This window comes from Paracoccus sp. R12_2, from assembly GCF_017744015.1.
GTDB lineage: Bacteria > Pseudomonadota > Alphaproteobacteria > Rhodobacterales > Rhodobacteraceae > Paracoccus.
Genome location: NZ_JAGHRA010000007.1, coordinates 65,777 through 90,869, shown reverse-complemented (window position 1 = coordinate 90,869; position 25,093 = coordinate 65,777). Strand labels below are relative to the sequence as shown.

The following is a 25,093-nucleotide window of genomic DNA, read 5'->3' as shown; positions in this document are numbered from 1 at the left end:
TGCCTGATCAGTCGCGCGCAGCCTTCGTGGCCTTGGTCCACCAGACCAATTCTTCCAGCAGCCCGTCCAGAGATCCTTCCAGATGGTCCTCGATCTCGGACATCGGGGCGTTCTCGCCCATCGGCGAAACCTTGATGAAATCGCTGCCGCCGATATGGACCGCGTTGCGCAGCGGCACCATCTGAAGCTCGATCCCGATCAGGCGCAGATGTTCGACCGCGCGGGCGCCGCCCACACCGCCATAGGCCACCGCCGCCAGCGGCTTGCGGTTCCATTCCTTGTAGGCCTGATCCAGCGCGTTTTTCAGCGCGCCGGTGATCGAATGGTTGTATTCCGCCACGACGAACACGAAGCCGTCGTAACTTGCCAGCTTCTCCTGCCATGCGACGGCGCGCGGATCCTCGGACGGGGCCCAAAGGTTCGACGCCTTCTCGTTGAAGAAGGGAAGGTCCTGGTCGCGCAGATCGACAAGGTCGAAATCCAGCTCGGGATGATTCCCGACCTTGGCCATGAACCATTCGGCGGGCTTGTCCGCGAAACGGGCGTCGCGGGTCGAACTGATGATGACGGCGATCTTCGGATTGGCCATGTCGCATTCCCTTGGTTTTGGTATCGATGTGTCCAACGTCAGGATGGCCGCAAGGTTTCAGGATTGAAAGGCGCATCGTCGCACAGCGTGCCTGCAGCCGCGCAGACCCCTTGCCCCGCGTCGCGCGTGGTGGTCTATGGAATCCATGAACAAGTCCGACAATCCCGCCGATCCGTTCAAGAAAGCCCTGACCGAGGCCACCCGTGCGCTGGCCGACGAACACGAGCTGAATGTGACCTTCAGCGCCGATCCTTCGGGCGTGGCGGGCGACACCATGCGCCTGCCGCAGATCAGCCGCAGGATGGGCCGGGACGAGATCTTGATGGCGCGTGGCACGGCCGACGCGCTTGCCATGCGTGTGCGCCACCACGATGCCGCGACGCATACCAAATTCGCGCCCTCCGGGCCGATGGCACGCGAACTTTACGAAGCCTTCGAAACTGCCCGCTGCGAGGCGCTGGGTGCGCGCGACATGCCCGGCGCATTGTCGAATATCGACGCCAGGATCGGCGCGGACGCCGAGAAAAAGGGCTACTCGCAGATCAAGCAGCCATCCGATGCGCCTCTGTCGGTCGCGGCGGGCTATCTGCTGCGCCAGGCCGCGACCGGCCGCGATTTGCCTGGCGGGGCACAGCATGTGGCGGATCTGTGGCGTCCATTTGTCGAACAGCAGGCCGGAGAGGCGTTGGAAAACGTCAACGACGTCTTGCACGATCAGGCGGCCTTCGCGCGCATGGCACGCAAGCTGATCAGTGATCTGGGCTATGGCGATCAGTTGGGCGAGGATCCGGACGAACCGGAAGACGACGACGCCGAGGACAACGCCGAACAGGACGAGGAATCGGGCGACAATCAGTCGCGCGATCAGGAAGACAGCGAAGACGCCGACAGCTCGCCCGAGCGCAGTCAGGAACAGCAGCAGGACGAACGGCAGGCCCAGGTCAGCATGGACGACCAGTCCGACGACGAGCTGACCGACGAGGCCGAGATGCCCGAGTCCGAAACCCCGCCCGACATTCCCCCGCCGGTCAGCGAAGCCTCGGCCGACTACAAGGTCTTCTCGCAGACATGGGACGAGGAAATCCGCGCCGAGGATCTGGCCGACCCTGCCGAGCTGGAGCGTCTGCGCGCCTATCTGGACAAGCAGCTAGAGCCGTTGCGCGGTGCCGTCAGCCGCCTTGCGAACAAGCTGCAGCGGCGTTTGCAGGCGCAGCAGAACCGCAGCTGGGAATTCGACAAGGAAGAAGGGGTGCTGGACGCCGGCCGACTGGCGCGCGTGGTCGCCAACCCGACCACGCCGCTGAGCTTCAAGGTCGAAAAGGACATGGAGTTCCGCGACACCGCCGTGACGCTGCTGATCGACAATTCCGGGTCAATGCGCGGTCGTCCGATCAGCATCGCGGCAATTTGCGCGGACGTTCTGGCCCGAACGCTGGAACGCTGTTCGGTCAAGGTCGAGATCCTGGGCTTCACCACCCGTGCCTGGAAGGGCGGGCAGGCGCGCGAGGCCTGGTTGCAGGCGGGACGTCCTGCCCAGCCCGGCCGGCTGAACGATCTGCGCCACATCATCTACAAGGCCGCCGATGCGCCGTGGCGCCGTGTGCGCCCCAATCTTGGCCTGATGATGAAGGAAGGCCTGCTGAAGGAAAACATCGACGGCGAGGCGCTGGAATGGGCGCACAAGCGGTTGGCGAAGCGCCCCGAGGCGCGCAAGATCCTGATGGTGATTTCCGACGGTGCGCCGGTGGACGATTCCACCCTGTCCGTGAACCCGGCCAACTATCTTGAAAAGCACCTGCGCGACGTGATCGCCATGGTCGAACGCAAGCGCGCCGTCGAACTGCTGGCCATCGGCATCGGGCATGATGTGACACGGTACTACGAACGGGCGGTGACGATCACCGATGCCGAACAACTGGCCGGGGCGATCACCGAACAGCTGGCCGCTTTGTTCGACAGCGATCCGCGCAAGCGTGCGCGCGTGCTGGGTATGTCAGCGGTGCGGCGCGGCTGATCCGCGGCAGGCGCGCCTGCCCGCGATGCGTCAGCTTCGATAATCGCGAAGCACCGCGGCGGCGATTGAATCACGGGTCAGGACGCCGATCACATTTTCGGGGCGCGGTAGCGTGTTTTCCGGCAGGATCAACAGCGCCTCGTGGTTGCGGTCTGCCATGCTGGTCATCGCGTTCTGCAGGAAGCTGCCTTCGCGCGCATATCCGACAGGGCCGATCAGCGGGCCGTGGCGGCGGCTGGGATCTTCGGGATGGACGCGGACGATGCCGACGATGTTGCGACCCTCCAGCACCACCGCATATTGCCTGTCCGACCCAAGCTGGGTGTCCACCGTGCCCTGTTCGCCCAACTCGTCGCGTTGAAGCACAGCGACCGCGGGCGACATCAACTCCTTGATCTGACGGATCGAGAACATGTGCGCACGGGTCTCGCGCGGGATGCGATGGCCGCGGCGCGTCAGTTTCAGCGTGTAGATGTCGTCCGGTGACAGGCGCTGCCGCACCCCCAGCGCGACGACAACCGCGATGATCGCCGCGACCGTGATGGTATAGTCTCCGGTCATCTCGAACAGCATGATGATCGCGGTCAGCGCACCGCCGGTCGAGGCGCCGACGATACAGGCCATGCCGATCAGCGCGAAGGTGACCGAGTGAAAGCCCAGATGTGGAAACATCAGGTCCAGCGTTGCGCCGAACGCACCGCCCAGTGCCGCGCCAAGGAACAGCGACGGGGAAAAGATCCCGCCCGACGCGCCGGCCCCGAGGCTGACCGATGTGGCAAGGAATTTCAGCACGAACAGCAGCAGCAGGAAGGCGGGGGCGGCCAGTTGACCGGTCAGGATCGCCTCGATCGTGGCGTAGCCGACGCCCGCCGTATGATATGCCCCTGTGGTTTGCAGCAAGACATACATCAGGACGCCAAGCGACAGCATCCCGGCGGCGTTCTTCAGGTAGGGATTGGCCTTCCAGTCCTCGAACAGATCCTCGATCCGGTACAGTCCGCGCACGAACCCCGCCGCCGCGACGCCCGTGACCAGCCCGAACAGGATATAGAGCGGCAGCATGTCCACCGACAGCGGCACGAAGACATCGGGCCGTTCATGCGAGGCGACCAGAAACGCGGGCGCCAGGCCAAAGGCCAGTCGCCCGACATAGGTGGCGGTGCCGGTGGCGATGACGACCGGGATCAAGGTCCGCGCGCTGACCTCGGGCAGCATAAGTTCGACCGCGAACAGCACCGCGCCAAGCGGGGTGTTGAAAGTCGCGGCGATCCCTGCACCCGCGCCGGCGGCGACCAGTGTGATCACCTGCCAGCTGCGCAGGTTGAACCATCCCCCCAGGACCGACCCGATCCCGGATCCGATCTGGATGATCGGCCCCTCGCGGCCGACGGATGCGCCCGAGCCGATCGACAGCGCCGAGGCCAGCGACTTGACGATGACGACCTGCGGACGGATACGGCCATTGCGGTAATAGATCGCGTCCATCACTTCGGGGACGCCATGCCCCTTGGCCTCGGGGGCATAGCGCCGCACCAGCCACAGCACGATCGCGCCCCCGATCACCGGCGCAAGGATGACCAATGGTCCGAAGGGCGCCGGCTCGGTCGCGATATTCGCGTCGTATTCGAACGAGAATTCGCCCAGAAAGAACAGGTTATGAATAAGCGATATCAGATAGCGCAACAGGATCGCGCCGAACCCCGTGACAATGCCAATGCCGATGGCCAGAAACGAAAGCTGGATCAGCGAGACGCGGCGATTATCTGGTTCGGCTTCGGTTCCGGCCTGATCTTGGGTCGAGATATCAGTCATTGGCTCTTGCGCGGCGGTTGTGGCCGATGAAGGCGGCCTTTATTCAAAACTGCCGGGGCGTGACTGGCCGGCGTGTCGTATTCCGTGCTAAGCCTTTGTCCGCCCGGATGCAAACCGGTAAGCCCGTGTCAAAGCCAGCCGGAAATCTTGAAGGACAGAAGAATGGCCGCGATCAGAATCAGGCGAATTCAAGGTCTCAGCCGTGGTGAACGGATTGCGGTCGGGATCTCACTGATCGCGATTGCCGCCTATTTTCTTTTATTGCGGCATCTGGACGGCAGGGCCGAAATCTATTTCAGGGACCTGCGCGAAAACGACCCCGCGACCTACCTGACCAATCTGCGCGAGGCGCAGGGATTCGAGGCATATCTGGCAGAGTATGCGGTATTGGAGGGCTTCGATGAATTCCGGCCGCAGACGCCGGGATTTCTTGTCGGGCGCTGGACGATGCGGGAATCGCCGTTGCGCCTGACGCCGGGGCAGGGGCCGGACACCTGCAGCGACCCGGCCGTGTTCGAATACGGCCTGTACATGAGTCCCGAGGCGGCACGAACCTCGACGCCGGTTCAGTACCGGCTGGAGGGAACTGACGTCCTGATGCGCGATTATTCGGATCGGGTCTATCCGATCAGCCTGATCGCCTACGGGGCGCAACTGGATCACCTGGAATTCACACCGCCTGGGCGCGAGTCGCCTGTTTACGCCTATCTCTGCGGTCGCTGAGGCAGCGTTCAGGGCAGGGCTGGCCGCAACATCGCCGGCAGGTCGGCGTGCAGACGCGCCATGCCGCCGGGGCGCCATCCCATTCTGGTCAGCACATCGCAACGCAGCGGCCGCAAGTCCTGCACATCGGCTCGGTCAGGCAGCGGATGACGGCTGCCCGACAGGCGGCGCACCGCGTCCAGAAGATCATGACGGTCAAGGATCAGGTCGGATGCGTTCACCCTTGGCGGCGGTGCGTCATGTTCCAGCAACATCAGCAACGCCTGGGCCAGATCATAGCCATGCAGTTCGGTGCCCACCCTCGGCGCAATGCGGTTTCCCGACAGGTAGTCGCGAAACAGGCCCAGCCACTTGTGATGTGGGCTCGGGCCATAGATCCCGGTCGCACGGATCGAGGTACCGGAAAGTCCAAGCGCGGCAAGATGTTCTTCGGCCCGCGCCTTGATTTCCCCGTAAAGATTGGCGGGGCTGGCGGGCAGGTCGTCGGTCAGCGCCGTTCCGGGCGGGTGTCCGTCATGGACGGCACGCGAGGACAGGAACAGGATGCGGCCCACGCCCGCCTCTGCCGCGGCATCGAACAGCCTGATCGTGCCATGCAGGTTGTCGCGCCGAAATCCCGCCGGGTCGCCGCCCTCGCCCCCGCGATAGCGGCCGGGACTGTGGGCGAACGCGCAATGGATCAGCGCGTCTTGACCGGCCAGGTCTGGCGCATCGCCAAGTACGAATCCGGTGCGCCGGTCCAGCGTGGTGACCTGGTGCCCTGCGACGCGCATCGCATCAAGAACGAAGCTGCCGACAATTCCGCTGGCCCCTGTCAGTGCGATCCGCATCAGGCGGCAGGGCGAACCTGAGCGGCAAGGTCCGGCATCTGCTGACCAGCCGCAATCGCACGCCAGAGGTCGATCAGCGGCTTCAGCAACGGCACCTTGTCATGATCCTGCCACGGTTTTTCGTATTGGAAATGCAGGATGCGGATGTCTTCCCAACTCCACAATTCGGGCATGTTGAACCACACATACTGCAACATGTTGTGGTGGATCGACAGGCCCTGCCAATCCTGGAAATAGTCCTGCAGGAAACTTTGATCGGTGCGCCGCCAGAAGACGCCGGGCCGATCCAGCCGCGCCAGCATGTCGTCATAGGTGCGCGGGTCTGGCCGCGCCGTGAAGACACCGGAATTCATCCGGTGAAAACCGTCCAGACCGTCATAGACATTGGGCGCGGCGCAGAATTCGGGCATCTCGAACAACTTGTCCACCGGGCGCAGCACCACCGCGTCGGCGTCGATAAATACGCAGCGGTCATAGTCCAGCTGCCACAGCCGCAGCTTCACGAAATTGTCCAGAGGAGTATGAAAATCGGGTTTCCCGCCCCGCGTGAATGCAGCGCGCTTGTGCAGTGCATCACGCGCATGGGTCCGGTCGAACGCCTCGGAAGTCGGCAAAAGATCAGCGGCGATCAGCCTTGCACCAAGTGCGCGCAGCCGGGCAAGATGCGCTGCATTCAGGCCCCGATGCATCACGACCAGATCCGCCTTGCTGCCGGTCAGCCGAAGTGAGCGCAACAGCGCCTCGGCGCCGGGCAAATAGTCAGGGTTGCTGACCAGCGTGACATAGGCATGATCGGCCAAGGCCGAGGTTTCGGCGCTCAGCCCTTCCAAAGGCGATACGCGCCTGAGTGTCGAAGCCTTTTGGCGCGGCGGCGAGATCCAGGTCGTGTTCATAACTTTCAGCGTCCTGCCTTCTGAACTGCGGAACGGGGTCAGCGGTCGGTTCGGCCGCCACGCTATGGCGTTTTCGTGAACCGTTCATGACAGAACGCGCAAGGGTTTGCCAAGGTTCAATTCGGCGCTAACGTGCTGAACACAAGCGGAGGATTGCCGATGACACTGCCCGATGACGCTGCCACGCGGCTTGAAGTCTTGCTGGGGTCGCGCCTGTCGCGCGGCGCCGCAGACCGCGATCACCATGCCCTGTCGGAAAGCTTCCATCGCGCGCCGCCGCCCGACGCGGTCGCGTGGCCCGAGACCGCAGAAGAGGTGGCCGAGATCGTTCGGATCTGCGCTGCCGCGCGGGTGCCGGTGATCCCGTGGGGTACCGGCACGTCGCTGGAAGGACATGCATTGGCGACGCAGGGTGGTGTCACGGTTGATCTGTCCCGGATGGACAAGGTGGTGGATATTCGCGCCGAGGACATGCAGGCCAGCGTTCAGCCAGGCGTCACGCGAGAGGCGCTGAATACGGAACTGCGCGCGACCGGGCTGTTCTTCCCCGTCGATCCGGGCGCCAACGCAAGCCTGGGTGGCATGGCCTCGACGCGGGCGAGCGGCACCACCGCTGTCCGCTATGGGACCATGCGCGATAACGTGCTGGGCTTGCAGGTCGTGCTGGCGGACGGGCGCATCATCCGCACCGGCAGCCGCGCCGCGAAATCCAGCGCAGGCTATGATCTGACGGGCCTTTTCGTTGGCGCGGAAGGGACGTTGGGAATCATCACCGAACTGACCCTGCGCCTGCATGGTCAACCCGAACAGGTCGCCGCTGCCGTCTGTTCATTCGACAGTCTGGAACACGCGGTCGAATGCGTCAGCGCGACAATCCAGTCAGGCATCCCGATGGCACGGATCGAATTCGTCGATGCGGTGACCGCGCGGGCATTCAACCTGCACTCGGGCAGCGACATGCCCGAAACCCCGCATCTGATGGTGGAATTCAACGGCTCTCCCGGCGCGGTGCGCGAGGATGCGCAGATGTTCGGAGAGATCGCGTCAGAGTTCGGTGCCCAAGGGTTCGACTGGGCCACCACGGCCGAAGATCGCGCGCGGTTGTGGCGGATGCGGCACGGGGCCTATCATGCCTGTCTTGCGCTGCGTCCGGGGGCGACCGGGGTCGTGACCGATGTGTGCGTGCCGATGTCGCATTTGCCCGCAGCGGTCGCGGCGGCGGCCAAGGACATCCGCGATTCGGGCCTGATCGGGCCAATCGTGGGGCATGTCGGCGATGGAAACTTCCATTCGCAGATCCTGGTCGATCCCGGAAACCAGTCCGAGATCGCGACAGCCAAGGCAATCGCCGTGCGGATGGCGGAACGTGCCTTGCAGGTCGGCGGCACGATCACCGGCGAACACGGTGTGGGCATCGGCAAGCGCGGCATGATGGCCGCTGAACATGGCGATGCCTGGCAGGTGATGGGCACGATCAAGGCGGCGCTTGATCCGCAGAACATCATGAACCCAGGCAAGCTTGTGCCGGACCGGAACTGACGCGCGTCCCACAGGTTGGGTATCGGACCTGACCGAAAAGGAGACGCGAATGTCTTTCAACGACAACGATCCCGAACGTGCCGCCCGCAACCATCGCCCCGCGATCATCGGTATCGTCGTTGCCTTGGTCGTGGCGGCAATCGCGTATTTCGCCTTCATGCCTGGCACGGATGAGCAGAATGAGGGCATTGCGACCACCCCGCCCCCGGCCGAGACGACAACGACCGACGCCGAGGGTAACGAAGGCGGTGCCACCCCGGACATTGCGCCTGACAGCGCCGCGCCCGTCACGCCCGATGGCGATGCCGCCGAGGCCAACGAGAACTGAGATCTTCCCTGCAACCGCCCGGCGGTTGACATGAAGTTGACCATCACCGGGCGGTGACTTTCTGTCACGGCTTTGCGATAAGCAAAGAAAAGCGGTGACCGGAACGGCACCTATACCGGGCAGAAAAGAGGGCAGGGATGCGCCACCTAACGAAGATTGTTCTGGGGCTGATGCTGGTGTTGGCGGTGGCCTGTTCCAGAACACCGCCCGGCGGAGGCCGGGGCAACGCGGTCTATGTCGGCGGAACCGTGCCGCAGTTGGGCGACAGCCGGCCGCATGAATGGCGCAACGGGCACCCCTATAATCATCAGGTCCACGGGATCGACATTTCGCGCTGGCAGGGCGAAATCGACTGGGGCCGCGTGAGGGGCGCGGGCATCAGCTTTGCCTTCATCAAGGCGACCGAGGGTGGCGACCACAGCGATCCTTCGTTCCAGCGTTACTGGCGCGAGGCTGCGGCGGCGCGGGTCCCGCGCGGAGCCTATCATTACTACTATTTCTGCCGCACCGGTGCCGAACAGGCGCGCTGGTTCATCCGCAACGTTCCGCGCGAACGTGGATCGCTGCCGCCGGTGCTGGATCTGGAGTGGACCAACTCGAAGACCTGCCCACGCCGTCCCGGTCCGGCAGAAGTCAAGCGCGAGGCGAACGCGTTTCTTGACATCGTGGGCCGTCACTATGGGCAGCGGCCGATCATCTACACGACAGTCGATTTCTACCGCGAGAATCGCCTGAGCGACATGCGCGCGGAATTCTGGCTGCGTTCGGTCGCGGACCATCCGCGCATGACTTACCCGGGACAGCGTTGGGCGTTCTGGCAATATACCGGCACCGGCACCGTTCCGGGCATTCAGGGCGATGTCGATCTGAACGCGTTTGCCGGCAGTTCTTCGGATTGGGCAAGATGGCTGTCGACGCGCCTGACGAGGTAAGATCACGCCCGTGGCTGGCGATCGAGTTTGCGGCGCTTTACCTTGGGGCGCCGCTTGCGATCGCGTTGCTGCTGCCGCCCGACAGGTTGTTCACGGCGCTGTTCATGTTCAGCGTCGTCGGTCTGATCCTGCTGTGGCGCACCGGCGGTTTCGATTGGCGCAGCCTGATCCGGGGCCACCGCATTCCTTGGCTCGAGGTGCTGGGGATCGCGGTGGCGACACTGGTTTCGGGATCGCTGATCCTGTGGTTCTCGCGCCCGGATGCGCTGTTCGCGATGGCGCGCGCCCGACCCGATTTCATGCTTCTGATCTGGTGCTTCTATCCGTTTCTGTCGGCATTGCCGCAGGAACTGATCTTCAGGCCGCTGTTCTTTCATCGTTATGGCGGGCTTCTGCCCCCGGGCAAGGCGGCGATCGCCGTAAATGCCACGATCTTTTCCTTCGCGCATCTGATGTACTGGTCGTGGGTCGTCGCCATCCTGACCTTCGCGGGGGGCTGGATCTTTGCGCGCGCGTATCTGCGTCACGGTTTTCCGGCTGCATGGCTTCTGCATGCCGTCGCCGGCAACATCCTGTTTGCCGTGGGCATGGGATATTATTTCTACAGCGGCAACGTGGTGCGGCCGTTCTGACCGGTTGACTTCCCGCCTGTCGCGCTGTTGATGCGGGGGCTGAACAAGTGGGGACCGATCATGCACGCCTATCGCAGCCATACCTGCGCCGATCTGACCGCCAAAGATGCCGGGGAAACCGTCCGTCTGTCGGGCTGGGTTCACCGCGTCAGGGATCATGGGGGCGTGCTGTTCGTCGATCTGCGTGACCATTACGGCATGACTCAGGTGCTGGCCGACAGCGACAGCCCGGCCTTTGCCGCGATGGAACGTCTGCGCGCCGAAACCGTGATCCGCGTCGATGGCCGTGTGAAGCTGCGCGACGCGGCGCTGATCAATCCCAAGCTGCCGACCGGCGAGATCGAGGTCTATGCGACCGATATCGAGGTTCTGGGCGCGGCCGACGACCTGCCGCTGCCGGTCTTCGGCGAACAGGACTATCCCGAGGAAACCCGGCTGGCCTATCGCTTTCTGGATCTGCGGCGTGAAACGCTGCACAACAACATCATGCTGCGCAGCCATGTCGTGCGGTCGCTGCGCAATCGCATGTGGGATCAGGGCTTTACCGAATTCCAGACCCCGATCATCACCGCGTCCAGCCCCGAAGGTGCGCGCGATTTTCTGGTGCCCTCGCGCCTGCATCCGGGCAAGTTCTATGCGCTGCCGCAGGCGCCGCAGCAGTTCAAGCAGCTGATCATGGTCGCGGGCTTCGACAAGTATTTCCAGATCGCGCCCTGCTTTCGTGACGAAGACCCGCGCGCCGACCGCAGCCCGACGGATTTCTACCAGCTGGACCTGGAAATGTCCTTTGTGGACCAGGAAGACGTCTTTGCCGCGATCCAGCCGGTCGTGCAGGGGCTCTTCGAGGAATTCGGCGGCGGCCGCGCCGTCGATGCCGATTGGCCGCGCATTCCCTATGCCGAGGCGATGCTGAAATACGGCAGCGACAAGCCCGACCTGCGCAACCCGATCGAGATGCAGGTCGTCAGTGATCATTTCCGCGGCTCGGGCTTCGCGATCTTCGCCAAGCTGCTGGAACAGGACGGCACCGAAGTTCGCGCGATCCCCGCACCGACCGGCGGCAGCCGCAAATTCGCCGACCGCATGAACGCCTTTGCCCAACAGCAGGGCCTGCCGGGCATGGGTTACATCTTCTGGCGCAAGGGAGAGAATGGCGAGACCGAGGCCGCGGGCCCGATCGCCAAGAATATCGGCCCCGAACGAACCGAGTCGATCCGCCGGCAACTTGGTCTTGGCGAAGGGGACGCGGCCTTCTTCCTGGGCGGCAGGCCCGAAAGCTTCGAGGGCGTCGCAGGCCGTGCGCGCAACGAGATCGGCCGCGAACTGGGCCTGACGGATGAAAACCAGTTCAAGTTCGCCTGGATTGTCGATTTCCCGATGTACGAGAAGGACGACGAGGGCAAGATCGACTTCAGCCACAACCCGTTCTCGATGCCGCAGGGCGGGATGGACGCGCTGAATGGTGATCCGTTGAAGGTGCTTGGCTATCAGTACGATCTGGCCTGCAATGGCTATGAACTGGTCAGCGGCGCGATCCGGAACCACAAGCCCGAGATCATGTTCAAGGCGTTCGAACTGGCGGGCTATCCCGCGTCGGAAGTCGAGAAGCGTTTTGGCGGAATGGTCAAGGCGTTCAAGTACGGTGCGCCGCCGCATGGCGGTTGTGCGGCGGGGATCGACCGGATCGTGATGCTGCTGGCCGACGAGCAGAACATCCGCGAAGTCATCATGTTCCCGATGAACCAGCGGGCCGAGGATCTGATGATGGGCGCCCCGTCCGAACCCAGCAATGAGCAACTGCGCGAGTTGCGGCTGCGGGTTTTGCCAAAAGAGTGATCTGACATCCGATCCCGGATCATGCGATAGACGTGGCACGGATATTCCTGCCACGTCATCGGTGCGGCCCGGCTCATGAATTTCAACCCCGACATCGCTGCCATACGGCTTGGCTACGGTCTTTCCGCGCGCGTGCCGCCGCCACAGACGGCAGATGCGTTTCTGCGATCCGTCGCCTTGTCGGTGCCTGACGATCATGCCGTCAGCATGGATCATGTGCGCGCCGAGCAGACCATGCTTTCCGATCTGAACAGCCTGCGCAAGAAGGACCCGGAAGCCGCTTCCGTCAAGGAGATCCGCCAGCAGCAGCGCCAGATGCGCATCCAAAGCGCAGAAGCGGTCCGGCATCGCTTTGCCCGTGCGGCCGGTGATCCGGGCGGTTTCGGCGAAAGGCTGGTGCAGTTCTGGGCGGATCATTTCACCGTCAGTGGTGGCTCGCCCTATCATGATCTCATGGCGGCAGCTTTTGTGGACGAAGCAATCCGCCCGCATCTGCAAGGCAGTTTTGCGCAGCTGATGTTCGCCGCTGAAACGCACCCGCGGATGGTGACGTATCTTGATCAGGACAGGTCTTTTGGCCCGCATTCATGGCTCGCGCGACGCAGGAAGGGGCGCGATCTTGGTTTGAACGAGAACCTTGCCCGCGAGATGATCGAACTTCACAGCCTTGGTGCCGATGCAGCCTATTCACAGAAGGATGTGCGCCAACTGGCCAAACTGCTGACCGGCCTCAGCTTTCATCTGCGGCGGGACGGCAATTTCCGTCCGGTCATGGCGGAACCCGGGGCCGAAACCGTGCTGGGCCAACAGTATGGCGGCGATCGGCCGGCCAGCCTCGACGACATCCGAGCGGTGATCAAGGATCTCGCCGCGCATCCGGCGACGTCCCGACATCTGGCGCGCAAGCTGGCGGTTCATTTTGTCGCGGATGACCCGCCACAGTCTCTGGTGGATCGGCTGGACGCCACCTATCGCGAGACCGGCGGCAATCTGCCATCGCTTTATGCGGCACTGCTGGACGGGCCGGAACTTTGGAGGCATTTCCGCCAGAAGGTCCGTCAGCCCTTCGACTTTCTGGTCGCGGCGCTGCGCGCCCTGGGTCTGGATCAGCAGCGCGTGCTGGACCTGCCGATGCGGCAGGTCAATGCGCGCCTGATCCGCCCGTTGACGAATATGGGGCAGGACTGGGCGATGCCGCGCGGCCCTGATGGCTGGCCGGAAGCGGCGGAAAGCTGGGCGACGCCACAGGGAATTGCACTTCGTATCGACTGGGCCATGCGTCAGCCGCGCGTCCTTGTGCCCAAGCTGCCAGATCCGCGCGATTTCCTGCAGGCGGCGTTAGGTGAAACGGCGTCCGAGGCCCTGAAATGGGCCGTTCCGCGCGCTGAGTCCGCGCGCGAGGGGCTGATGATCGTGCTGGCTTCGGCTGATTTCAACAGAAGGTGATGCCATGCTGTCACGACGCCTGTTTCTGAAGTCCACAGGATTGATCGGCTGCTCGGCCGCGGCGCATCCGATCCTGTCCAGCATCGCCTTTGCGTCTGCGCCGGGTGAAAACAGACTGGTCGTCATCATCCTGCGCGGCGCGATGGACGGGTTGGACGTGTTTCAACCCTATGGCGATCCTCGGTTAAGGAAGCTGCGCAAGACCTTGTCGGCGGGACCAGAGAATGGCGCGCTGGATCTGGACGGATTCTTCGCGCTGCATCCGCGTCTTGAACCCCTGATGCCGCTTTGGCAGGCGGGCGAGTTGGCTTTCGTGCCCGCCGTCTCGACGCCCTATCGCGACAAGCGCAGCCATTTCGATGGCCAGGACATGCTGGAGGCCGGAACCGGGACTGATATTGACTTGCGAAATCAGCGCGATGGTTGGCTGAACCGCCTGTTGCAGCAGATGCCGGGATTGCGTTCCGAGACCGCATATTCCGTGGGAGTGTCCGACATGCGGATTCTGGACGGGCCAGCCCCTGCGAAAAGCTGGGCACCCGAAGCCGAGTTCGATCTTGGCCCTCAGGCGCAGCGCCTGCTTGAGCGTGTCTATCATGATGACCCGCTGTTTCGCGTGGCGGGCGGGCAGGCGATGGAAATCGCCGCCGAAGGCATCGGCCGCACGGTGGCTGACGCCGGTCCATCGCGCGATGTGCGTGCATTGGCAAAGTTTGCCGCCGACCGTCTGAACGATCAGACGCGCATCGCGACGTTCTCGATCTCGGGATGGGACAGCCATGCGCGTCAGCCGCAGGTTCTGGGCCGTGCACTGGATCGCCTGGCGGATGCCGTGCTGACGCTGAAGCAAGGGCTGGGTGCGAACTGGTCGCAAACGACCGTTCTGGCAATGACCGAATTCGGGCGTACCGTCGCCGAGAACGGCAGCGGCGGAACCGATCACGGAACCGGCGGCGCCATGCTGATTGCCGGTGGCGCGGTGCGGGGCGGGCGCGTGGTAGGGCGCTGGCCGGGGCTGGCCGAAGGCGATCTTTATGCGGGGCGCGACCTGATGCCGATGCGCGACATCCGCGCCTATGCGGCGTGGGCGCTGCGCGATCTTTTCGGCCTGTCACGCGATGCATTGGAGCAGGCGGTTTTTCCCGGTCTCGACATGCAGGACAATCCGCGCATTCTGGCCTGAACAGGATTTGATGGGGATGGGGCCGTTGCATCACGGCGAGGGTGGGCCTGAAGAACTGACCGAGCGCGACGATCATAAGGGCGTAAGACCAGTCGGCGAACCGGTTCACGGATTCGCACCGCCCCCGTTGCCGGGCGCGGCGCCGATCCTGACGCGCTGGGTGCGGCTTGAGCGGATGTCTGCCGAACGTGACGCCGCTGCAATCCATGCTGCAGTCGTAGGGCGGGATTGGCTGTGGGACTATATGCCGAACGGCCCGTATTCCACCGCGGAAGATCTGCTGACCTGGATGCGGGACGTAGCGGGCGGCGAGGATCCGTGTTTCTACTGCATATTCGATCCGGACGCGGCTTCTTCGGCGGCGTTGGGTTATGCCGCGTTCATGCGCATGGATCGCGGCGCGGGCGTGATCGAGATCGGCAATATCATGCTGGCGCCGGCCATTCACGGCGCGCGCATCGGCAGTGCCGCGCTGATGGCGATGATCGGATGGGCCTTCAAGGCTGGCTATCGCCGTGTCGAATGGAAATGCAACGCGCTGAACGCCCCCTCAAGACGCGCGGCGTTGCGGTTTGGTTTTCGTTTCGAGGGCGTGTTCCGGCAGCACATGATCGTCAAGGGCAGAAATCGTGACACGGCGTGGTTTGCCATCACCGACCGTGATTGGGTGACGCTGTCCCACGCCCATGACGACTGGCTGTCGCCCGAGAATTTCGATCGCCGCGGCCAGCAACTGCGCAGCCTGTCGGGAATGACCCGGACTGGCCTGCAGGGCTGACGTCACATTTCGGCAACGCTGGCCAGCCTGTCCTGAACCATGCTGCTGATCCGTGCCAGATCGCTGGCCAGTGCGTGCCCTGCCTGGTGATCCCGCGCCAATGCGGTTGCGGCCTCTTCCAGCGCGGCGTCATGGGCTGATCGCGCGACGCCTGCCAGGAACCTGGCGATATAATCGATCGCAGCTGTGTCATGGGCGTTGGACAGGATCTCGGCCACATGCGCCAGATCGTCGCGCAAGCCTGAGGTGTCGGGTTGAATGACATCGTCGGGAAGCAGGCGCGGGCCGCCAGCCTGCGCTTCGGGCGGCAGTGCCGAAAGGATCGCCTGCTGGAAAGTCGCAAGGCTTTCGACCGGTTTGGTCAGGAAGCCGTCGGCGCCTGCCGACATGGCGGCATTGCGGCCATCAGGGTCGCCTGAAAGTCCAAGGACCACCGGCACGCGCGGTTCTGCAGATGCGATCTGTCGGATCAGCCCGGCGCCATCGCCGTCTGGCAGGCCCAGATCGACGATGACCACCGCCGGGCGATAGGTTCGCAGATGCCGTTCCGCCGATCGCAGGCAGTCGGCCCGTCGGATCCGGGCCCCCGAACGCAGGCAAAGCAGGCGCACTGCCTCGCTGGCGAACCGCGAATCCTCGACCACCAGTACGGTCAGCCCGGTCAGAGGGCGGCCGGGCAGCGCCATGCGCCACATCGGCAATGTGTCCTTCGGTCCGGCTGTCAGATCGGTCAGCATGTCTGTCCCCGTGTATTTGCCGCTGGTGGAACCAGATAAGCGCCGATTCCCTAAGAAGCCGTTAATGTGATCCTGTTTTCCTTTCGTCCGGGCGCCGAAGCCCTTATTAAGGCCCGCAAACGGAGGCTTGCATGATCGGACGTCTGAACCATGTCGCCATCGCCGTGCCGGACCTGTCGGCTGCGGCGGCGCAATACAGGAACACACTTGGCGCGACCGTGCACCCGCCGCAGGATGAACCCGATCACGGAGTGACGGTCGTGTTCATCGACCTGCCCAACACCAAGATCGAACTGCTTTACCCTCTTGGCGAAAACAGCCCGATCCAGGGCTTCCTGGACAAGAACCCGTCGGGCGGCATCCACCACATGTGCTTTGAGGTCGACGACATCATCGCCGCGCGAGATCGTCTGAAATCCGAAGGCGCGCGCGTTCTGGGCAATGGCGAGCCAAAGATCGGGGCGCATGGCAAGCCGGTGCTGTTCCTGCATCCCAAGGACTTCAATGGCTGCCTGATCGAACTGGAGCAGGCATCATGAATCTGACAGGTGGCGTCGTCCTGTATGCGATCCTTTGGTTTCTGACACTGTTCGTCGTGGTGCCGATCGGTCAGCGCAGCCAGCAGGACGCAGGTGAGATCGTGCCCGGAACGCCGGCCGGCGCGCCCGAGGGCACGCCGTGGAAGCGCAAGCTGACCCAGACGACGCTGATCTCGGCCGCGCTCTGGGCGGTGATCGCGGGGGTTATCTTTGGCGGGTTCGTCAGCCGCGCGGATATCGCAGGGTTTGACCGTCTGCTGCGCTGATCAGGTGAAACAGATGGGTGAACGCGGCGGCGGCCAGCAGCGGCACCGCGATATTCACCAAAGGCACCGTCAGCGCCACCGCGACCAGCGCCCCCGCCGCGGTGATCCGGAACCCGTTGCGGCGGCGCAGGTCGTCAGCCTGCGCGGGCTGCAGGTGCCGCCGTGCCGCCATCTGGAAGAATTCGCGTCCCAGCAGCCAGCCGTTCGCACCGTAGAACAGAACTGGCGCGAAGGGACCAAGGAAGGGCGTCAGGATCAGCGATAGAATCGCGACGCCCACGATCGCGGCCATCACGGCCAGCGATTCAAGGAAACCATCCAGAAAATCCAGCGGCTGGCCGCGGCGCGCGGGATAGTGGATCGATTCCACGGCATCAGCGACTCGTTCGGCGAAAAGTCCTGCGAAACCCGCTGCGACGGGTGCCATCAGAAAGAAACCCATCAAGGGAAACAGCGCCAGCGATCCCCATGACAAGGTGTTTCCGACATCGATGACGCCGATCCAGGGCAAGGCCAGGCTGCCGGGCGCGAACAGCCGGATCAGCCAGAACGTCGCCGCCTGCAAGATCACGAACAGCACCAGCGTCAGGGCGATGCCGGTCAGCACCAGCGACAGGATGCGCGGACGCAGCAGATCGCCCCATCCCAGCAGCAGGGCACGCAGAGCGATCATTCCAGAAAGACCGACTTGGACTTGATATCAGGGCGGGGGCGCTCCGGCGGGACGGCCGCGCGGCTGCCGATATGGATCAAACCGGCGATTCGTTCGCCGTCTTTCAGGCCCAGATGCGCGCGACCGAAACCCGGATTCGTTGCCGCAAAGCCGGTCAGCCACGCTGCCCCCCAGCCTGACGCCAGTGCCGCGTTGACCAGCCCAAGACAGACCGCCCCCGCCGACAGGATCTGTTCCCATTCGGGGATCTTGTCGCTGGCCACTGGGGCCGAAATCACCGCGACAATGACCGGCGAGGCAAAGGCTGACGCGGCTTTTTCAGCGGCCGCGCTGTCTTGACCGGACCCCAGAACCTCTTGCCGCAGAATCGGCGCAAGTCTGTCCAGTGTCTTTCGTCCCAGCACCACGAATCGCCATGGTTCCAGCTTGCCATGATCGGGCGCGCGCGCGGCCAGCGTCAGAAGTCGCATCATTTCGGCATGATCCGGTGGCGGTCCGGCAAGCAGCTTGGGCGGGTGAGATCGACGGCTGGCCAGAAAATCCAGCGCGCCCTTGTTGCGGTGTTCCATCTAGGTCTCCTGTCTGGCGCCGTTTTCCCATTGGCATGGATCGGGCGCAAGCTGCAGTGGCCTTGCGGTATGCGAAACGCCCGACGATAGAAGGGGAATGACAGACCTTTCTGACCTGGCTATTGAAGGCGCCCGATTTCGCGTCCGTGTGACGCCGCGCGCACGGCGCAATGCAGTCAGCGTCTGCGATGACGGCACCATCCAAGTTCATGTCACCGCGGTTCCTCAAGACGGCAAGGCCAATGCCGCAGCCGGGCGGCTGCTGGCCGCAGCGCTGGGTGTCGCGCGGACGCGGCTGGTCCTGATCCGAGGCGCCACCTCGCGCGACAAGCTGTTTCGACTGGACTAGCCCTCTGGCTTTTCCAGCCGGTAGTTTCCTTCTGGCAGGTTCAGCGCCAGCCGCAATTCGGTCAGCTGCTGCATCGTCAGGGTGATTCGGGCCACCTCGTCGCCTTCGGGGTTCATCTGCTCGATCACGACGCGGTCGTCGAATGTCAGGATGACGACATCCTCGTTCAGTGGGCGGGTATTGGCCTCGGTTTCGTCGATCAGGGTGATCACGGTGGCGTCGAAATCGTGCTCGATAGTGAACATCGGTGTCTCCTTGCAGAGCCATGACAATCGCGCGAAGCGTGGCTGGCAGCAACCCGCTGGGTTTGCACCCTTTCAAGCGCCGCTATAAGCTGCAACCGAAGCCGAACAGGATTTGGCGGACCAGATAACAAGAGGCATGAATGAGCAGGGCAGGCGGCACAGTTCGGGTGGCGGTGGTGATACTGGCGGGGCTTTTGGCGCTGTCCGGCTGTGCACCGATTCCCGTGCAGCAGACGGCCGGGCAACCGCCCGAACCCGCCCCGTCGCAGTCGCCCTACAGCGCCGGATCGCCGCAAAATGCCGCCCGGACCTTTGTTGCGGTCATGCGCCGGATGGAGCCGGCCGTGGAACGTGAATGCCTTCAGCGCCGCACACAGCCGATCAATTGCGACTTCCAGTTCGTCGTCGATGACCGGCCGGGATTGGAGCCGAACGCCTTCCAGACCGTCGATGACAACGGCCGGCCGATCATCGGATTCACGCTGTCGCTGATCGCCGCGACCCGAAACGCGGACGAGATTGCGTTTGTCGTCGGGCACGAGGCAAGCCATCACATCCTGAACCACCTTGAACGCAAGACTGGCGCCGCCACCGCGGGCGCGGTCATTCTGGGCAGCATCGCCTCGGTCTATGGCGGCGACCAGTCGGCCATTGAAACCGCGCAGCGCATCGGCGCGTCGGTCGGATCGCGTTATTATTCAAGGGAATGGGAATTGCAGGCCGACTATCTTGGCGCGATCATCGCGGTGAATGCCGGCTTCGATCCCGTTCTGGGATCGCAGTTCTTCCTTCGCATTCCCGATCCCGGCGATCATATCCTTGGAACGCATCCATCCCGCGCATCAAGGCTGGCGCAGGTCAATCGCGCTGTCGCGGATGTCGCCAGCGGTCGGGTGCGATAAGCCAATGGCGGCGCGCGGCGGCAGAACCGGCAAGCTGCGTTTTCGGATCCGGGAACTGTCCCGCGAGGTGTGGGTACGGGTCACGGCGTTCGCCGTGCTTGGGGCGTTGACCGCGATCATCGGCTATTTGGTAAAGGATTTCATTCCGTCCGACCTGCCTGCCAAGATCGGTGCCGAGGCCATTGAATCGATCCTGCAGATCCTGGCTTCGTCGATGCTGACGGTCACGACCTTTTCGTTGTCGATCCTGACGGCTGCCTATGCGGCCGCCGGTTCGACCGCGACGCCGCGCGCGGTGCGGCTACTGGTATCCGATCCGGTCAGCCAGACGGTGCTGGCGACGTTCATCGGCGCATTCCTGTTCAGTCTGGTCAGCATCATTCTTCTAAAGACCCAGATCTATGGCCAGTCCGGGCGGCTTGTGCTGTTCGGCGCCACCTTGCTGGTGGTCCTTGTCGTGGTCGTGTCGCTGCTGCGATGGATCGACCATCTTGGTCAGCTTGGCCGCGTCGGCGACACGGTGGGCCGAGTTGCCAGGGCCGCATCCGAGGCGCTGGAAACCAGGCTCGAGGCGCCGTGGCTGGGCGCGAACCCCCTACGCGGCGCGCCTCCGTCGGGAACGGTTCCGGTTTGCCCGGAAACAGTCGGATACCTGCAGCACTGTGACATGGCTGGCCTGTCCAAAGTGGCGGACGACAATGATGTGCTGATTTATCTGACCACGACGCCGGGCGACTTTGTAAGCCCGGCGACTGTCGTCTTGCATGTAAGTGCCGTGCCGCACGACCCAGACGACAAGGCAAGGCTACGCAAGCGGCTGCTGGCCTGCCTGACGATCGGCGAAGAGCGGAATTTCGATCAGGACCCGCGCTTCGGAATCCAGGTGCTTTCCGAAACGGGTCAGCGGGCGCTGTCGCCGGGCATCAATGATCCGGGCAGTGCGGTTCTGGCTGTGGGTCACCTGGTCGGCGTTCTGTGCAAGTGGCGAGAACAGGTCGCGCCCGCGGTCGAATATCCGCGGATCTACATGGCGTCGCTTACCGCCATCGAGCTTCTGAAAGATGGCTTTCTGCCGCTTGCCCGGGACGGCGCGGCAAACTTTCAGGTGCAACGTGCCTTGTTGGAAGCGATGAAGTCTCTCGGCAGGATTTCGCCGTCGGTCTATGCGGCTGGTGTCGTCGAATTGTCACGGGAAATCATGCACTACAACCGGGATTCTGTTGCATTGAAGTCGCAGCGCGCTGATCTTGTTTCAATATTTGAAGAAATTCTAGATATTTCTCAGCCGCTTGAGTGATTTTCCTTTGTTCCCAGGCGTGGGCTGTAAAAAATTGCGGGATACGCAAAAGAAAAAACTGGAATATCGGCGGATTTCTGCTTTAGTCGCGTTAACCATGCACATTTAGACGGTCGAACCGGGGTTGCATGGTGGTGGCGTGACGGAAGGAAGAAAGCTGATGATCGGGGTGGTGGTCTGGAGCAGCGATGCACGAGAGAAAGCAGTCATCTGGTGCGAGGACCAAGGTGCGCTGGCCTACCTGCAAGGCCGAGACAACCTGATCTGTGACAGGCGTTGGCCGGAACCAGGTGACCTGTTGGAGCTTGATTGCGAACTGATCGGTGATCTGCGCCACGCGCGAGATGTTTCGATCCTTTCGGAACAGGTATGCCCCCATTTGCCAGGAATGCTGCGCAATGTGCAGTGCAATAAATCCCCAGCGACTCAACTTCGTCTTGTCGCGTCGCGCGAACCGGACGAGATTCTTGAGACATGTCCCGCGCCCACCCTGCGGGTCGGCGCGGTCCGCTAGCCCGGACTCGGGCGACGCGACCGGGCGTTCAGGATTTGCTTAGGCGCCGCGAGCCAACGCCGCCACACCCGTGCGCGCCAGATCCGCAAGTCCCAACGGGCGCATCAGATCGGCAAACGCATCCAGCTTCGATGGGGTGCCCACAAGTTCGAAAACGAAGCTTTCCAAGGTCGAATCCACGACGTTCGCCCGGAATATCTCGGCGATACGCAGCGCCTCGACGCGCTTGTCGCCCTGACCGCGCACCTTGAACAGACCCAGTTCGCGTTCGACCGACGGACCCTCGACCGTCAGGTCGTGGACTTCGTGCACCGGCACGATTCGACCAAGCTGCGCCTTGATCTGTTCGATCACCGCGGGCGTCCCGCTTGTGACCACGGTAATGCGGGACTGGTGGCCGGTATGATCGACCTCGGCGACGGTGAGGCTGTCGATGTTGTAGCCGCGACCTGAAAACAGCCCGATCACCCGCGCCAGCACGCCTGGTTCGTTCTCGACCAGCACGGCAAGCGTGTGGCTTTCGACGATTTCTGCATTCGGGTCACGCAGGTCATAGGCTGAATGACTCGACATGCCCTTCTGGATGTTCAACGCGTTCATGGCCTGCCCTCTTCTTCTTCGCGGATATTTCCCGGGATGCGGGGGTGCGCCCCCGCAACGACATTTCAGACCAGAACCGCGCCCTGCGATTCGATGACGCCCTGCGTCTCGGCCTCGCCCAGCAACATCTCGTTATGCGGCTTGCCCGAGGGGATCATCGGGAAGCAGTTCTCATGCTTCTCGACCAGAACATCCAGGATGAACGGTCCGTCATAGTCGATCATCTGCTGAATCGCCGCGTCCAGATCGCCGGGATCGCGCACCTGAGCACCCTTGCAGCCAAAGGCTTCTGCCAGTTTGACGAAATCGGGCAGGCTGTCCGACCACGACTGGCTATATCGTTCACCATGCAGCAATTGCTGCCACTGGCGGACCATGCCCAGACGTTCGTTGTTCAGGATGAACTGCTTGACCGGAAGGCGGAACTGGACCGCCGTGCCCATCTCTTGCATGTTCATCAGCCAGCTTGCGTCGCCGGCCACGTTGATGACCAACGCCTCGGGATGCGCCATCTGCACGCCGATCGATGCCGGCAGACCGTAGCCCATCGTCCCAAGCCCACCCGACGTCATCCAGCGGTTAGGCTCATCAAAGCCCAGATACTGCGCGGCCCACATCTGGTGCTGGCCGACCTCGGTCGTGATGTAGCGGTCATGACCCTTGGTCAGCGCCTCAAGCCGTTGCATCGCGTGCTGCGGCTTGATGATCTTGTCGCTGTTGCGGAAAAACAGGCAGTTCTTCGACTTCCAGCCCTCGATCTTCTCCCACCATTTGCCAAGCGCAGGCGTGTTGACCTTGCGTCCCCGCGACTTCCAGACCTTCAGCAGATCCTCCAGCACATGGCCGACATCTCCAAGGATGGGAATATCGACACGGATCACCTTGTTGATCGACGACGGGTCGATATCGACATGCGCCTTGACCGAGCCGGGGCTGAAATCCGCGATGCGCCCGGTGATCCGGTCGTCGAAACGCGCGCCCAGATTGATCATCAGGTCGCAGTCATGCATGGCCAGATTGGCCTCGTAGAGGCCGTGCATCCCCAACATCCCGATCCAGTTCTTGCCGGATGCCGGGTAGGCGCCCAGACCCATCAGGGTCGAGGTGACCGGGATCCCCGTCGCATCCGCCAGTTCGCGCAGCAACTGGCTGGCAGCGGGGCCGGAATTAATGACGCCGCCGCCGGTATAAAGAATCGGGCGTTCGGCCTGTTCGATCAGTTCCACCAGCCGGGTGATCGCCGCGATGTCGCCCTTGCGCGCAGGCTGATACTTGGCGGGTTCGATCTGTTTGGGGCCGACATAATCGGCGGTCGCAAACTGGACGTCCTTGGGAATGTCGATCAGGACGGGGCCGGGACGGCCCGAGGTCGCGACATGGAACCCCTTGTGGATCGTCTCGGCCAGCCGCGCGGGATCCTTCACCAGCCAGTTGTGCTTGGTGCAGGGACGGGTGATGCCGACGGTATCGGCCTCCTGGAACCCGTCGGTGCCGATCAGGAAGGTCGGAACCTGTCCCGACAGAACGACCAGCGGGATCGAATCCAGCAGCGCGTCGGTCAGTCCGGTAACGGCATTGGTCGCGCCGGGGCCGGATGTAACCAGAACCACGCCCGGCTTGCCGGTGGATCGGGCATATCCCTCGGCCATGTGCACGGCACCCTGTTCGTGGCGGACCAGGACATGCGTGATGTCGTTCTGCTGAAAGATCTCATCATAAATGGGTAGCACTGCCCCGCCCGGATAGCCGAATACGGTATCGACGCCCTGATCGCGCAGCGCTTCGACAACCATTCTCGCACCCGTCATGCTTCGGGACATCTTCTCTACTCCATCAAGTCAATGCTCGGCTCTTGACGCACCCGGTCAGAGCGTCGGCGCAAACTATGGAGGAGGCAAGTCAGGGTCAATGGGGGTTGGTGGAGAAAATGACGCAGGGGGGCAGCAAATTGTAATTTTCTTTCCCAGCTTGCCGTGGGTCAGCGGTCGAACTGCGGCAGAGCGATGCGCGCCACCTGTTCGACGATCGGATCGACGGACAAGGGATGGGCCTCGTTCGAATGATCCTCGGGGTCGCCGATATCCTGCCAGACCCCGCCCTTGTATATTTCCAGCGCCGAGAAGCGCGCCTTGTAGTCCATCTTGCGGCTGCCGGGCACCCAATAGCCCAGATAGACATAGGGCAACTTGGCGGCGCGCGCGATCTCGATGTGATCCAGAATGACATGAGTGCCAAGGCTGGCCGCGGCAAGCGCCGGATCGTAGAAGCTGTAAACAAGGCTCAACCCGTCATCCAGCACGTCGGTCAGACAGACCGCCGCCAGATGATCGTCGCCCGGGGCGATCTTGCCTGGCTCGGCTCCGTCGCAGCGGTATTCGATCACACGGGTCTTGACCGGCGTTTCCTCGATCATCGCCGCGAATTCGAAGATATCCATATCGGCCATGCCGCCATCGGCGTGGCGGTGGTCCAGATAGCTGCGGAAAAGATCGAACTGTTCTTCGGTGGCCCATGCGCTTGTCGCAAGTCGCCGCAGTGCGCCATTCTTGCGCATCAGGCGGCGCTGTGTCCGCGAGGCGTGAAAATCCGCAACCCGGATTCGCGCCGACATGCAGGCCACGCAGCTTTCGCAGCTGGGGCGGTACAGGACGTTCTGTGACCTGCGGAAGCCCTGCCGCGACAGCGCGTTGTTCAGCTCGGCCGCGTTTTCGCCATGCAATGCCGTGAACAGTTTACGCTCGGCCCGGCCGTGAAGATACGGGCAGGGTTGCGGTGCCGTCACATAGAATTGCGGCGCGTGCGGGACGGTATGGCGCATCAGATGCGATCCGTGTGGCGGATGGACGAGTCAGAACTTGTCATGCGTG

At 63.1% G+C, this 25,093-nt stretch carries 27 protein-coding genes; 16 read left to right on the top strand and 11 right to left on the bottom strand.

Annotated features, from left to right (window positions below; genetic code table 11):
* Window positions 1-7 precede the first annotated feature (7 nt).
* A complete protein-coding gene (locus tag J7359_RS10370) occupies window positions 8-589 on the bottom strand; it encodes an NAD(P)H-dependent oxidoreductase (protein WP_209056570.1) in 582 nt (193 codons plus the stop codon).
* A gap of 145 nt (window positions 590-734) precedes the next feature.
* Here J7359_RS10370 and cobT point away from each other — a divergent pair, with 145 nt between their 5' ends.
* Complete coding sequence (gene cobT / locus J7359_RS10365; protein WP_209056569.1) at window positions 735-2,603, top strand: cobaltochelatase subunit CobT; 1,869 nt, start codon at window positions 735-737, stop codon at window positions 2,601-2,603.
* Window positions 2,604-2,633: 30 nt separating this feature from the next.
* Here cobT and J7359_RS10360 read toward each other — a convergent pair whose 3' ends face one another.
* Window positions 2,634-4,415: a chloride channel protein gene (locus tag J7359_RS10360; RefSeq protein ID WP_209056568.1), complete on the bottom strand. Its 1,782-nt coding sequence runs from the start codon at window positions 4,413-4,415 to the stop codon at window positions 2,634-2,636.
* A gap of 162 nt (window positions 4,416-4,577) precedes the next feature.
* Here J7359_RS10360 and J7359_RS10355 point away from each other — a divergent pair, with 162 nt between their 5' ends.
* The gene (locus tag J7359_RS10355; RefSeq protein WP_209056567.1) at window positions 4,578-5,138 is read left to right on the top strand and encodes a hypothetical protein; all 561 of its coding nucleotides are present in this window, start codon (window positions 4,578-4,580) and stop codon (window positions 5,136-5,138) included.
* 8 nt (window positions 5,139-5,146) lie between these two features.
* Here J7359_RS10355 and J7359_RS10350 read toward each other — a convergent pair whose 3' ends face one another.
* Together J7359_RS10350 and J7359_RS10345 are read right to left on the bottom strand one after the other, a co-directional pair.
* Window positions 5,147-5,968 (bottom strand): NAD(P)-dependent oxidoreductase, encoded by an 822-nt coding sequence (locus tag J7359_RS10350; protein ID WP_209056566.1) that lies wholly within the window; start codon window positions 5,966-5,968, stop codon window positions 5,147-5,149.
* Window positions 5,968-6,861 carry a glycosyltransferase gene (locus J7359_RS10345; RefSeq protein ID WP_209056565.1) on the bottom strand — a complete coding sequence of 298 codons (894 nt, stop codon included), beginning with the start codon at window positions 6,859-6,861 and terminating at the stop codon, window positions 5,968-5,970. The genes J7359_RS10350 and J7359_RS10345 overlap by 1 nt, the downstream gene beginning before the upstream one ends.
* A gap of 159 nt (window positions 6,862-7,020) precedes the next feature.
* Between J7359_RS10345 and J7359_RS10340 the strand changes: the two genes are divergently transcribed.
* The 8 genes from J7359_RS10340 to J7359_RS10305 all read left to right on the top strand — a co-directional run bounded on the left by J7359_RS10340 (window position 7,021) and on the right by J7359_RS10305 (window position 15,535).
* Window positions 7,021-8,400, top strand: coding sequence for an FAD-linked oxidase C-terminal domain-containing protein (locus J7359_RS10340; protein WP_209056564.1), 1,380 nt, complete (start codon window positions 7,021-7,023; stop codon window positions 8,398-8,400).
* 49 nt (window positions 8,401-8,449) lie between these two features.
* On the top strand, window positions 8,450-8,728 hold the full coding sequence (locus J7359_RS10335) for a hypothetical protein (protein WP_209056563.1): 279 nt from the start codon (window positions 8,450-8,452) through the stop codon (window positions 8,726-8,728).
* A gap of 137 nt (window positions 8,729-8,865) precedes the next feature.
* Window positions 8,866-9,660, top strand: coding sequence for a GH25 family lysozyme (locus tag J7359_RS10330; RefSeq protein WP_209056562.1), 795 nt, complete (start codon window positions 8,866-8,868; stop codon window positions 9,658-9,660).
* On the top strand, window positions 9,633-10,292 hold the full coding sequence (locus J7359_RS10325; RefSeq protein ID WP_209056561.1) for a CPBP family glutamic-type intramembrane protease: 660 nt from the start codon (window positions 9,633-9,635) through the stop codon (window positions 10,290-10,292). Before J7359_RS10330 ends, J7359_RS10325 begins: the two co-directional genes overlap by 28 nt.
* Window positions 10,293-10,352: 60 nt before the next feature.
* Window positions 10,353-12,128, top strand: coding sequence for an aspartate--tRNA ligase (gene aspS / locus J7359_RS10320; RefSeq protein ID WP_209056663.1), 1,776 nt, complete (start codon window positions 10,353-10,355; stop codon window positions 12,126-12,128).
* A 75-nt stretch (window positions 12,129-12,203) separates the two neighbouring features.
* On the top strand, window positions 12,204-13,574 hold the full coding sequence (locus J7359_RS10315; RefSeq protein ID WP_209056560.1) for a DUF1800 domain-containing protein: 1,371 nt from the start codon (window positions 12,204-12,206) through the stop codon (window positions 13,572-13,574).
* A 4-nt stretch (window positions 13,575-13,578) separates the two neighbouring features.
* Window positions 13,579-14,757 carry a DUF1501 domain-containing protein gene (locus J7359_RS10310; RefSeq protein ID WP_209056559.1) on the top strand — a complete coding sequence of 393 codons (1,179 nt, stop codon included), beginning with the start codon at window positions 13,579-13,581 and terminating at the stop codon, window positions 14,755-14,757.
* Window positions 14,758-14,773: 16 nt separating this feature from the next.
* Window positions 14,774-15,535, top strand: coding sequence for a GNAT family protein (locus J7359_RS10305; protein WP_209056558.1), 762 nt, complete (start codon window positions 14,774-14,776; stop codon window positions 15,533-15,535).
* A 2-nt stretch (window positions 15,536-15,537) separates the two neighbouring features.
* Here the strand turns inward: J7359_RS10305 and J7359_RS10300 are convergent, their stop codons facing one another.
* Window positions 15,538-16,230 (bottom strand): response regulator, encoded by a 693-nt coding sequence (locus J7359_RS10300; protein ID WP_209056662.1) that lies wholly within the window; start codon window positions 16,228-16,230, stop codon window positions 15,538-15,540.
* Window positions 16,231-16,403: 173 nt separating this feature from the next.
* Between J7359_RS10300 and mce the strand changes: the two genes are divergently transcribed.
* Entirely contained in the window at window positions 16,404-16,811 is a 408-nt protein-coding gene (gene mce, locus J7359_RS10295; protein WP_209056557.1) for a methylmalonyl-CoA epimerase, read from the top strand.
* Window positions 16,808-17,077: a DUF1467 family protein gene (locus J7359_RS10290; protein ID WP_209056556.1), complete on the top strand. Its 270-nt coding sequence runs from the start codon at window positions 16,808-16,810 to the stop codon at window positions 17,075-17,077. The genes mce and J7359_RS10290 overlap by 4 nt, the downstream gene beginning before the upstream one ends.
* Here J7359_RS10290 and J7359_RS10285 read toward each other — a convergent pair.
* Together J7359_RS10285 and J7359_RS10280 are read right to left on the bottom strand one after the other, a co-directional pair.
* The gene (locus J7359_RS10285; protein ID WP_247740320.1) at window positions 17,034-17,750 is read right to left on the bottom strand and encodes an EI24 domain-containing protein; all 717 of its coding nucleotides are present in this window, start codon (window positions 17,748-17,750) and stop codon (window positions 17,034-17,036) included. The genes J7359_RS10290 and J7359_RS10285 overlap by 44 nt on opposite strands.
* Window positions 17,747-18,319 (bottom strand): nitroreductase, encoded by a 573-nt coding sequence (locus J7359_RS10280; RefSeq protein ID WP_209056555.1) that lies wholly within the window; start codon window positions 18,317-18,319, stop codon window positions 17,747-17,749. The genes J7359_RS10285 and J7359_RS10280 overlap by 4 nt, the downstream gene beginning before the upstream one ends.
* 97 nt (window positions 18,320-18,416) lie before the next feature.
* On the opposite strand from J7359_RS10280, the gene J7359_RS10275 reads away from it, so the two are divergent.
* Complete coding sequence (locus tag J7359_RS10275) at window positions 18,417-18,668, top strand: DUF167 domain-containing protein (protein ID WP_209056554.1); 252 nt, start codon at window positions 18,417-18,419, stop codon at window positions 18,666-18,668.
* Here J7359_RS10275 and J7359_RS10270 read toward each other — a convergent pair.
* Window positions 18,665-18,913, bottom strand: a complete 249-nt coding sequence (locus tag J7359_RS10270; protein ID WP_209056553.1) for a hypothetical protein — start codon at window positions 18,911-18,913, stop codon at window positions 18,665-18,667. The two genes, J7359_RS10275 and J7359_RS10270, sit on opposite strands and share 4 nt — an antisense overlap.
* A 140-nt stretch (window positions 18,914-19,053) precedes the next feature.
* Between J7359_RS10270 and J7359_RS10265 the strand changes: the two genes are divergently transcribed.
* The 3 genes from J7359_RS10265 to J7359_RS10255 all read left to right on the top strand — a co-directional run bounded on the left by J7359_RS10265 (window position 19,054) and on the right by J7359_RS10255 (window position 21,626).
* Window positions 19,054-19,815, top strand: coding sequence for a M48 family metalloprotease (locus J7359_RS10265; RefSeq protein ID WP_209056552.1), 762 nt, complete (start codon window positions 19,054-19,056; stop codon window positions 19,813-19,815).
* A gap of 4 nt (window positions 19,816-19,819) precedes the next feature.
* Window positions 19,820-21,112 (top strand): DUF2254 domain-containing protein, encoded by a 1,293-nt coding sequence (locus J7359_RS10260; RefSeq protein WP_209056551.1) that lies wholly within the window; start codon window positions 19,820-19,822, stop codon window positions 21,110-21,112.
* 160 nt (window positions 21,113-21,272) lie between these two features.
* On the top strand, window positions 21,273-21,626 hold the full coding sequence (locus J7359_RS10255; protein WP_209056550.1) for a hypothetical protein: 354 nt from the start codon (window positions 21,273-21,275) through the stop codon (window positions 21,624-21,626).
* Window positions 21,627-21,665: 39 nt separating this feature from the next.
* Here the strand turns inward: J7359_RS10255 and ilvN are convergent, their stop codons facing one another.
* From ilvN to J7359_RS10240, 3 genes are all read right to left on the bottom strand, one after another.
* Window positions 21,666-22,226: an acetolactate synthase small subunit gene (ilvN, locus tag J7359_RS10250; protein WP_209056549.1), complete on the bottom strand. Its 561-nt coding sequence runs from the start codon at window positions 22,224-22,226 to the stop codon at window positions 21,666-21,668.
* A gap of 65 nt (window positions 22,227-22,291) precedes the next feature.
* Window positions 22,292-24,046 (bottom strand): acetolactate synthase 3 large subunit, encoded by a 1,755-nt coding sequence (locus tag J7359_RS10245; protein ID WP_209056548.1) that lies wholly within the window; start codon window positions 24,044-24,046, stop codon window positions 22,292-22,294.
* Between the two features lie 158 nt (window positions 24,047-24,204).
* Window positions 24,205-25,044: an arginyltransferase gene (locus tag J7359_RS10240; RefSeq protein ID WP_209056547.1), complete on the bottom strand. Its 840-nt coding sequence runs from the start codon at window positions 25,042-25,044 to the stop codon at window positions 24,205-24,207.
* Window positions 25,045-25,093 lie beyond the last annotated feature (49 nt).

What these genes read in the sequence shown, in the direction of transcription:
- mce (WP_209056557.1), top strand. Translation starts at nt 16,404, where the DNA reads ATGATCGGACGTCTGAACCATGTCGCCATCGCCGTGCCGGACCTGTCG.
- J7359_RS10260 (WP_209056551.1), top strand. Translation starts at nt 19,820, where the DNA reads ATGGCGGCGCGCGGCGGCAGAACCGGCAAGCTGCGTTTTCGGATCCGG.
- cobT (WP_209056569.1), top strand. Translation starts at nt 735, where the DNA reads ATGAACAAGTCCGACAATCCCGCCGATCCGTTCAAGAAAGCCCTGACC.
- J7359_RS10280 (WP_209056555.1), bottom strand. Translation starts at nt 18,319, where the DNA reads ATGGAACACCGCAACAAGGGCGCGCTGGATTTTCTGGCCAGCCGTCGA.
- ilvN (WP_209056549.1), bottom strand. Translation starts at nt 22,226, where the DNA reads ATGAACGCGTTGAACATCCAGAAGGGCATGTCGAGTCATTCAGCCTAT.
- J7359_RS10270 (WP_209056553.1), bottom strand. Translation starts at nt 18,913, where the DNA reads ATGTTCACTATCGAGCACGATTTCGACGCCACCGTGATCACCCTGATC.
- J7359_RS10285 (WP_247740320.1), bottom strand. Translation starts at nt 17,750, where the DNA reads ATGATCGCTCTGCGTGCCCTGCTGCTGGGATGGGGCGATCTGCTGCGT.
- J7359_RS10245 (WP_209056548.1), bottom strand. Translation starts at nt 24,046, where the DNA reads ATGTCCCGAAGCATGACGGGTGCGAGAATGGTTGTCGAAGCGCTGCGC.
- J7359_RS10275 (WP_209056554.1), top strand. Translation starts at nt 18,417, where the DNA reads ATGACAGACCTTTCTGACCTGGCTATTGAAGGCGCCCGATTTCGCGTC.
- J7359_RS10265 (WP_209056552.1), top strand. Translation starts at nt 19,054, where the DNA reads ATGAGCAGGGCAGGCGGCACAGTTCGGGTGGCGGTGGTGATACTGGCG.
- J7359_RS10335 (WP_209056563.1), top strand. Translation starts at nt 8,450, where the DNA reads ATGTCTTTCAACGACAACGATCCCGAACGTGCCGCCCGCAACCATCGC.
- J7359_RS10315 (WP_209056560.1), top strand. Translation starts at nt 12,204, where the DNA reads ATGAATTTCAACCCCGACATCGCTGCCATACGGCTTGGCTACGGTCTT.
- J7359_RS10300 (WP_209056662.1), bottom strand. Translation starts at nt 16,230, where the DNA reads ATGTGGCGCATGGCGCTGCCCGGCCGCCCTCTGACCGGGCTGACCGTA.
- J7359_RS10240 (WP_209056547.1), bottom strand. Translation starts at nt 25,044, where the DNA reads ATGCGCCATACCGTCCCGCACGCGCCGCAATTCTATGTGACGGCACCG.
- J7359_RS10255 (WP_209056550.1), top strand. Translation starts at nt 21,273, where the DNA reads ATGATCGGGGTGGTGGTCTGGAGCAGCGATGCACGAGAGAAAGCAGTC.
- J7359_RS10310 (WP_209056559.1), top strand. Translation starts at nt 13,579, where the DNA reads ATGCTGTCACGACGCCTGTTTCTGAAGTCCACAGGATTGATCGGCTGC.
- J7359_RS10305 (WP_209056558.1), top strand. Translation starts at nt 14,774, where the DNA reads ATGGGGCCGTTGCATCACGGCGAGGGTGGGCCTGAAGAACTGACCGAG.
- J7359_RS10330 (WP_209056562.1), top strand. Translation starts at nt 8,866, where the DNA reads ATGCGCCACCTAACGAAGATTGTTCTGGGGCTGATGCTGGTGTTGGCG.
- aspS (WP_209056663.1), top strand. Translation starts at nt 10,353, where the DNA reads ATGCACGCCTATCGCAGCCATACCTGCGCCGATCTGACCGCCAAAGAT.
- J7359_RS10345 (WP_209056565.1), bottom strand. Translation starts at nt 6,861, where the DNA reads ATGAACACGACCTGGATCTCGCCGCCGCGCCAAAAGGCTTCGACACTC.
- J7359_RS10290 (WP_209056556.1), top strand. Translation starts at nt 16,808, where the DNA reads ATGAATCTGACAGGTGGCGTCGTCCTGTATGCGATCCTTTGGTTTCTG.
- J7359_RS10355 (WP_209056567.1), top strand. Translation starts at nt 4,578, where the DNA reads ATGGCCGCGATCAGAATCAGGCGAATTCAAGGTCTCAGCCGTGGTGAA.
- J7359_RS10350 (WP_209056566.1), bottom strand. Translation starts at nt 5,968, where the DNA reads ATGCGGATCGCACTGACAGGGGCCAGCGGAATTGTCGGCAGCTTCGTT.
- J7359_RS10325 (WP_209056561.1), top strand. Translation starts at nt 9,633, where the DNA reads ATGGCTGTCGACGCGCCTGACGAGGTAAGATCACGCCCGTGGCTGGCG.
- J7359_RS10360 (WP_209056568.1), bottom strand. Translation starts at nt 4,415, where the DNA reads ATGACTGATATCTCGACCCAAGATCAGGCCGGAACCGAAGCCGAACCA.
- J7359_RS10370 (WP_209056570.1), bottom strand. Translation starts at nt 589, where the DNA reads ATGGCCAATCCGAAGATCGCCGTCATCATCAGTTCGACCCGCGACGCC.
- J7359_RS10340 (WP_209056564.1), top strand. Translation starts at nt 7,021, where the DNA reads ATGACACTGCCCGATGACGCTGCCACGCGGCTTGAAGTCTTGCTGGGG.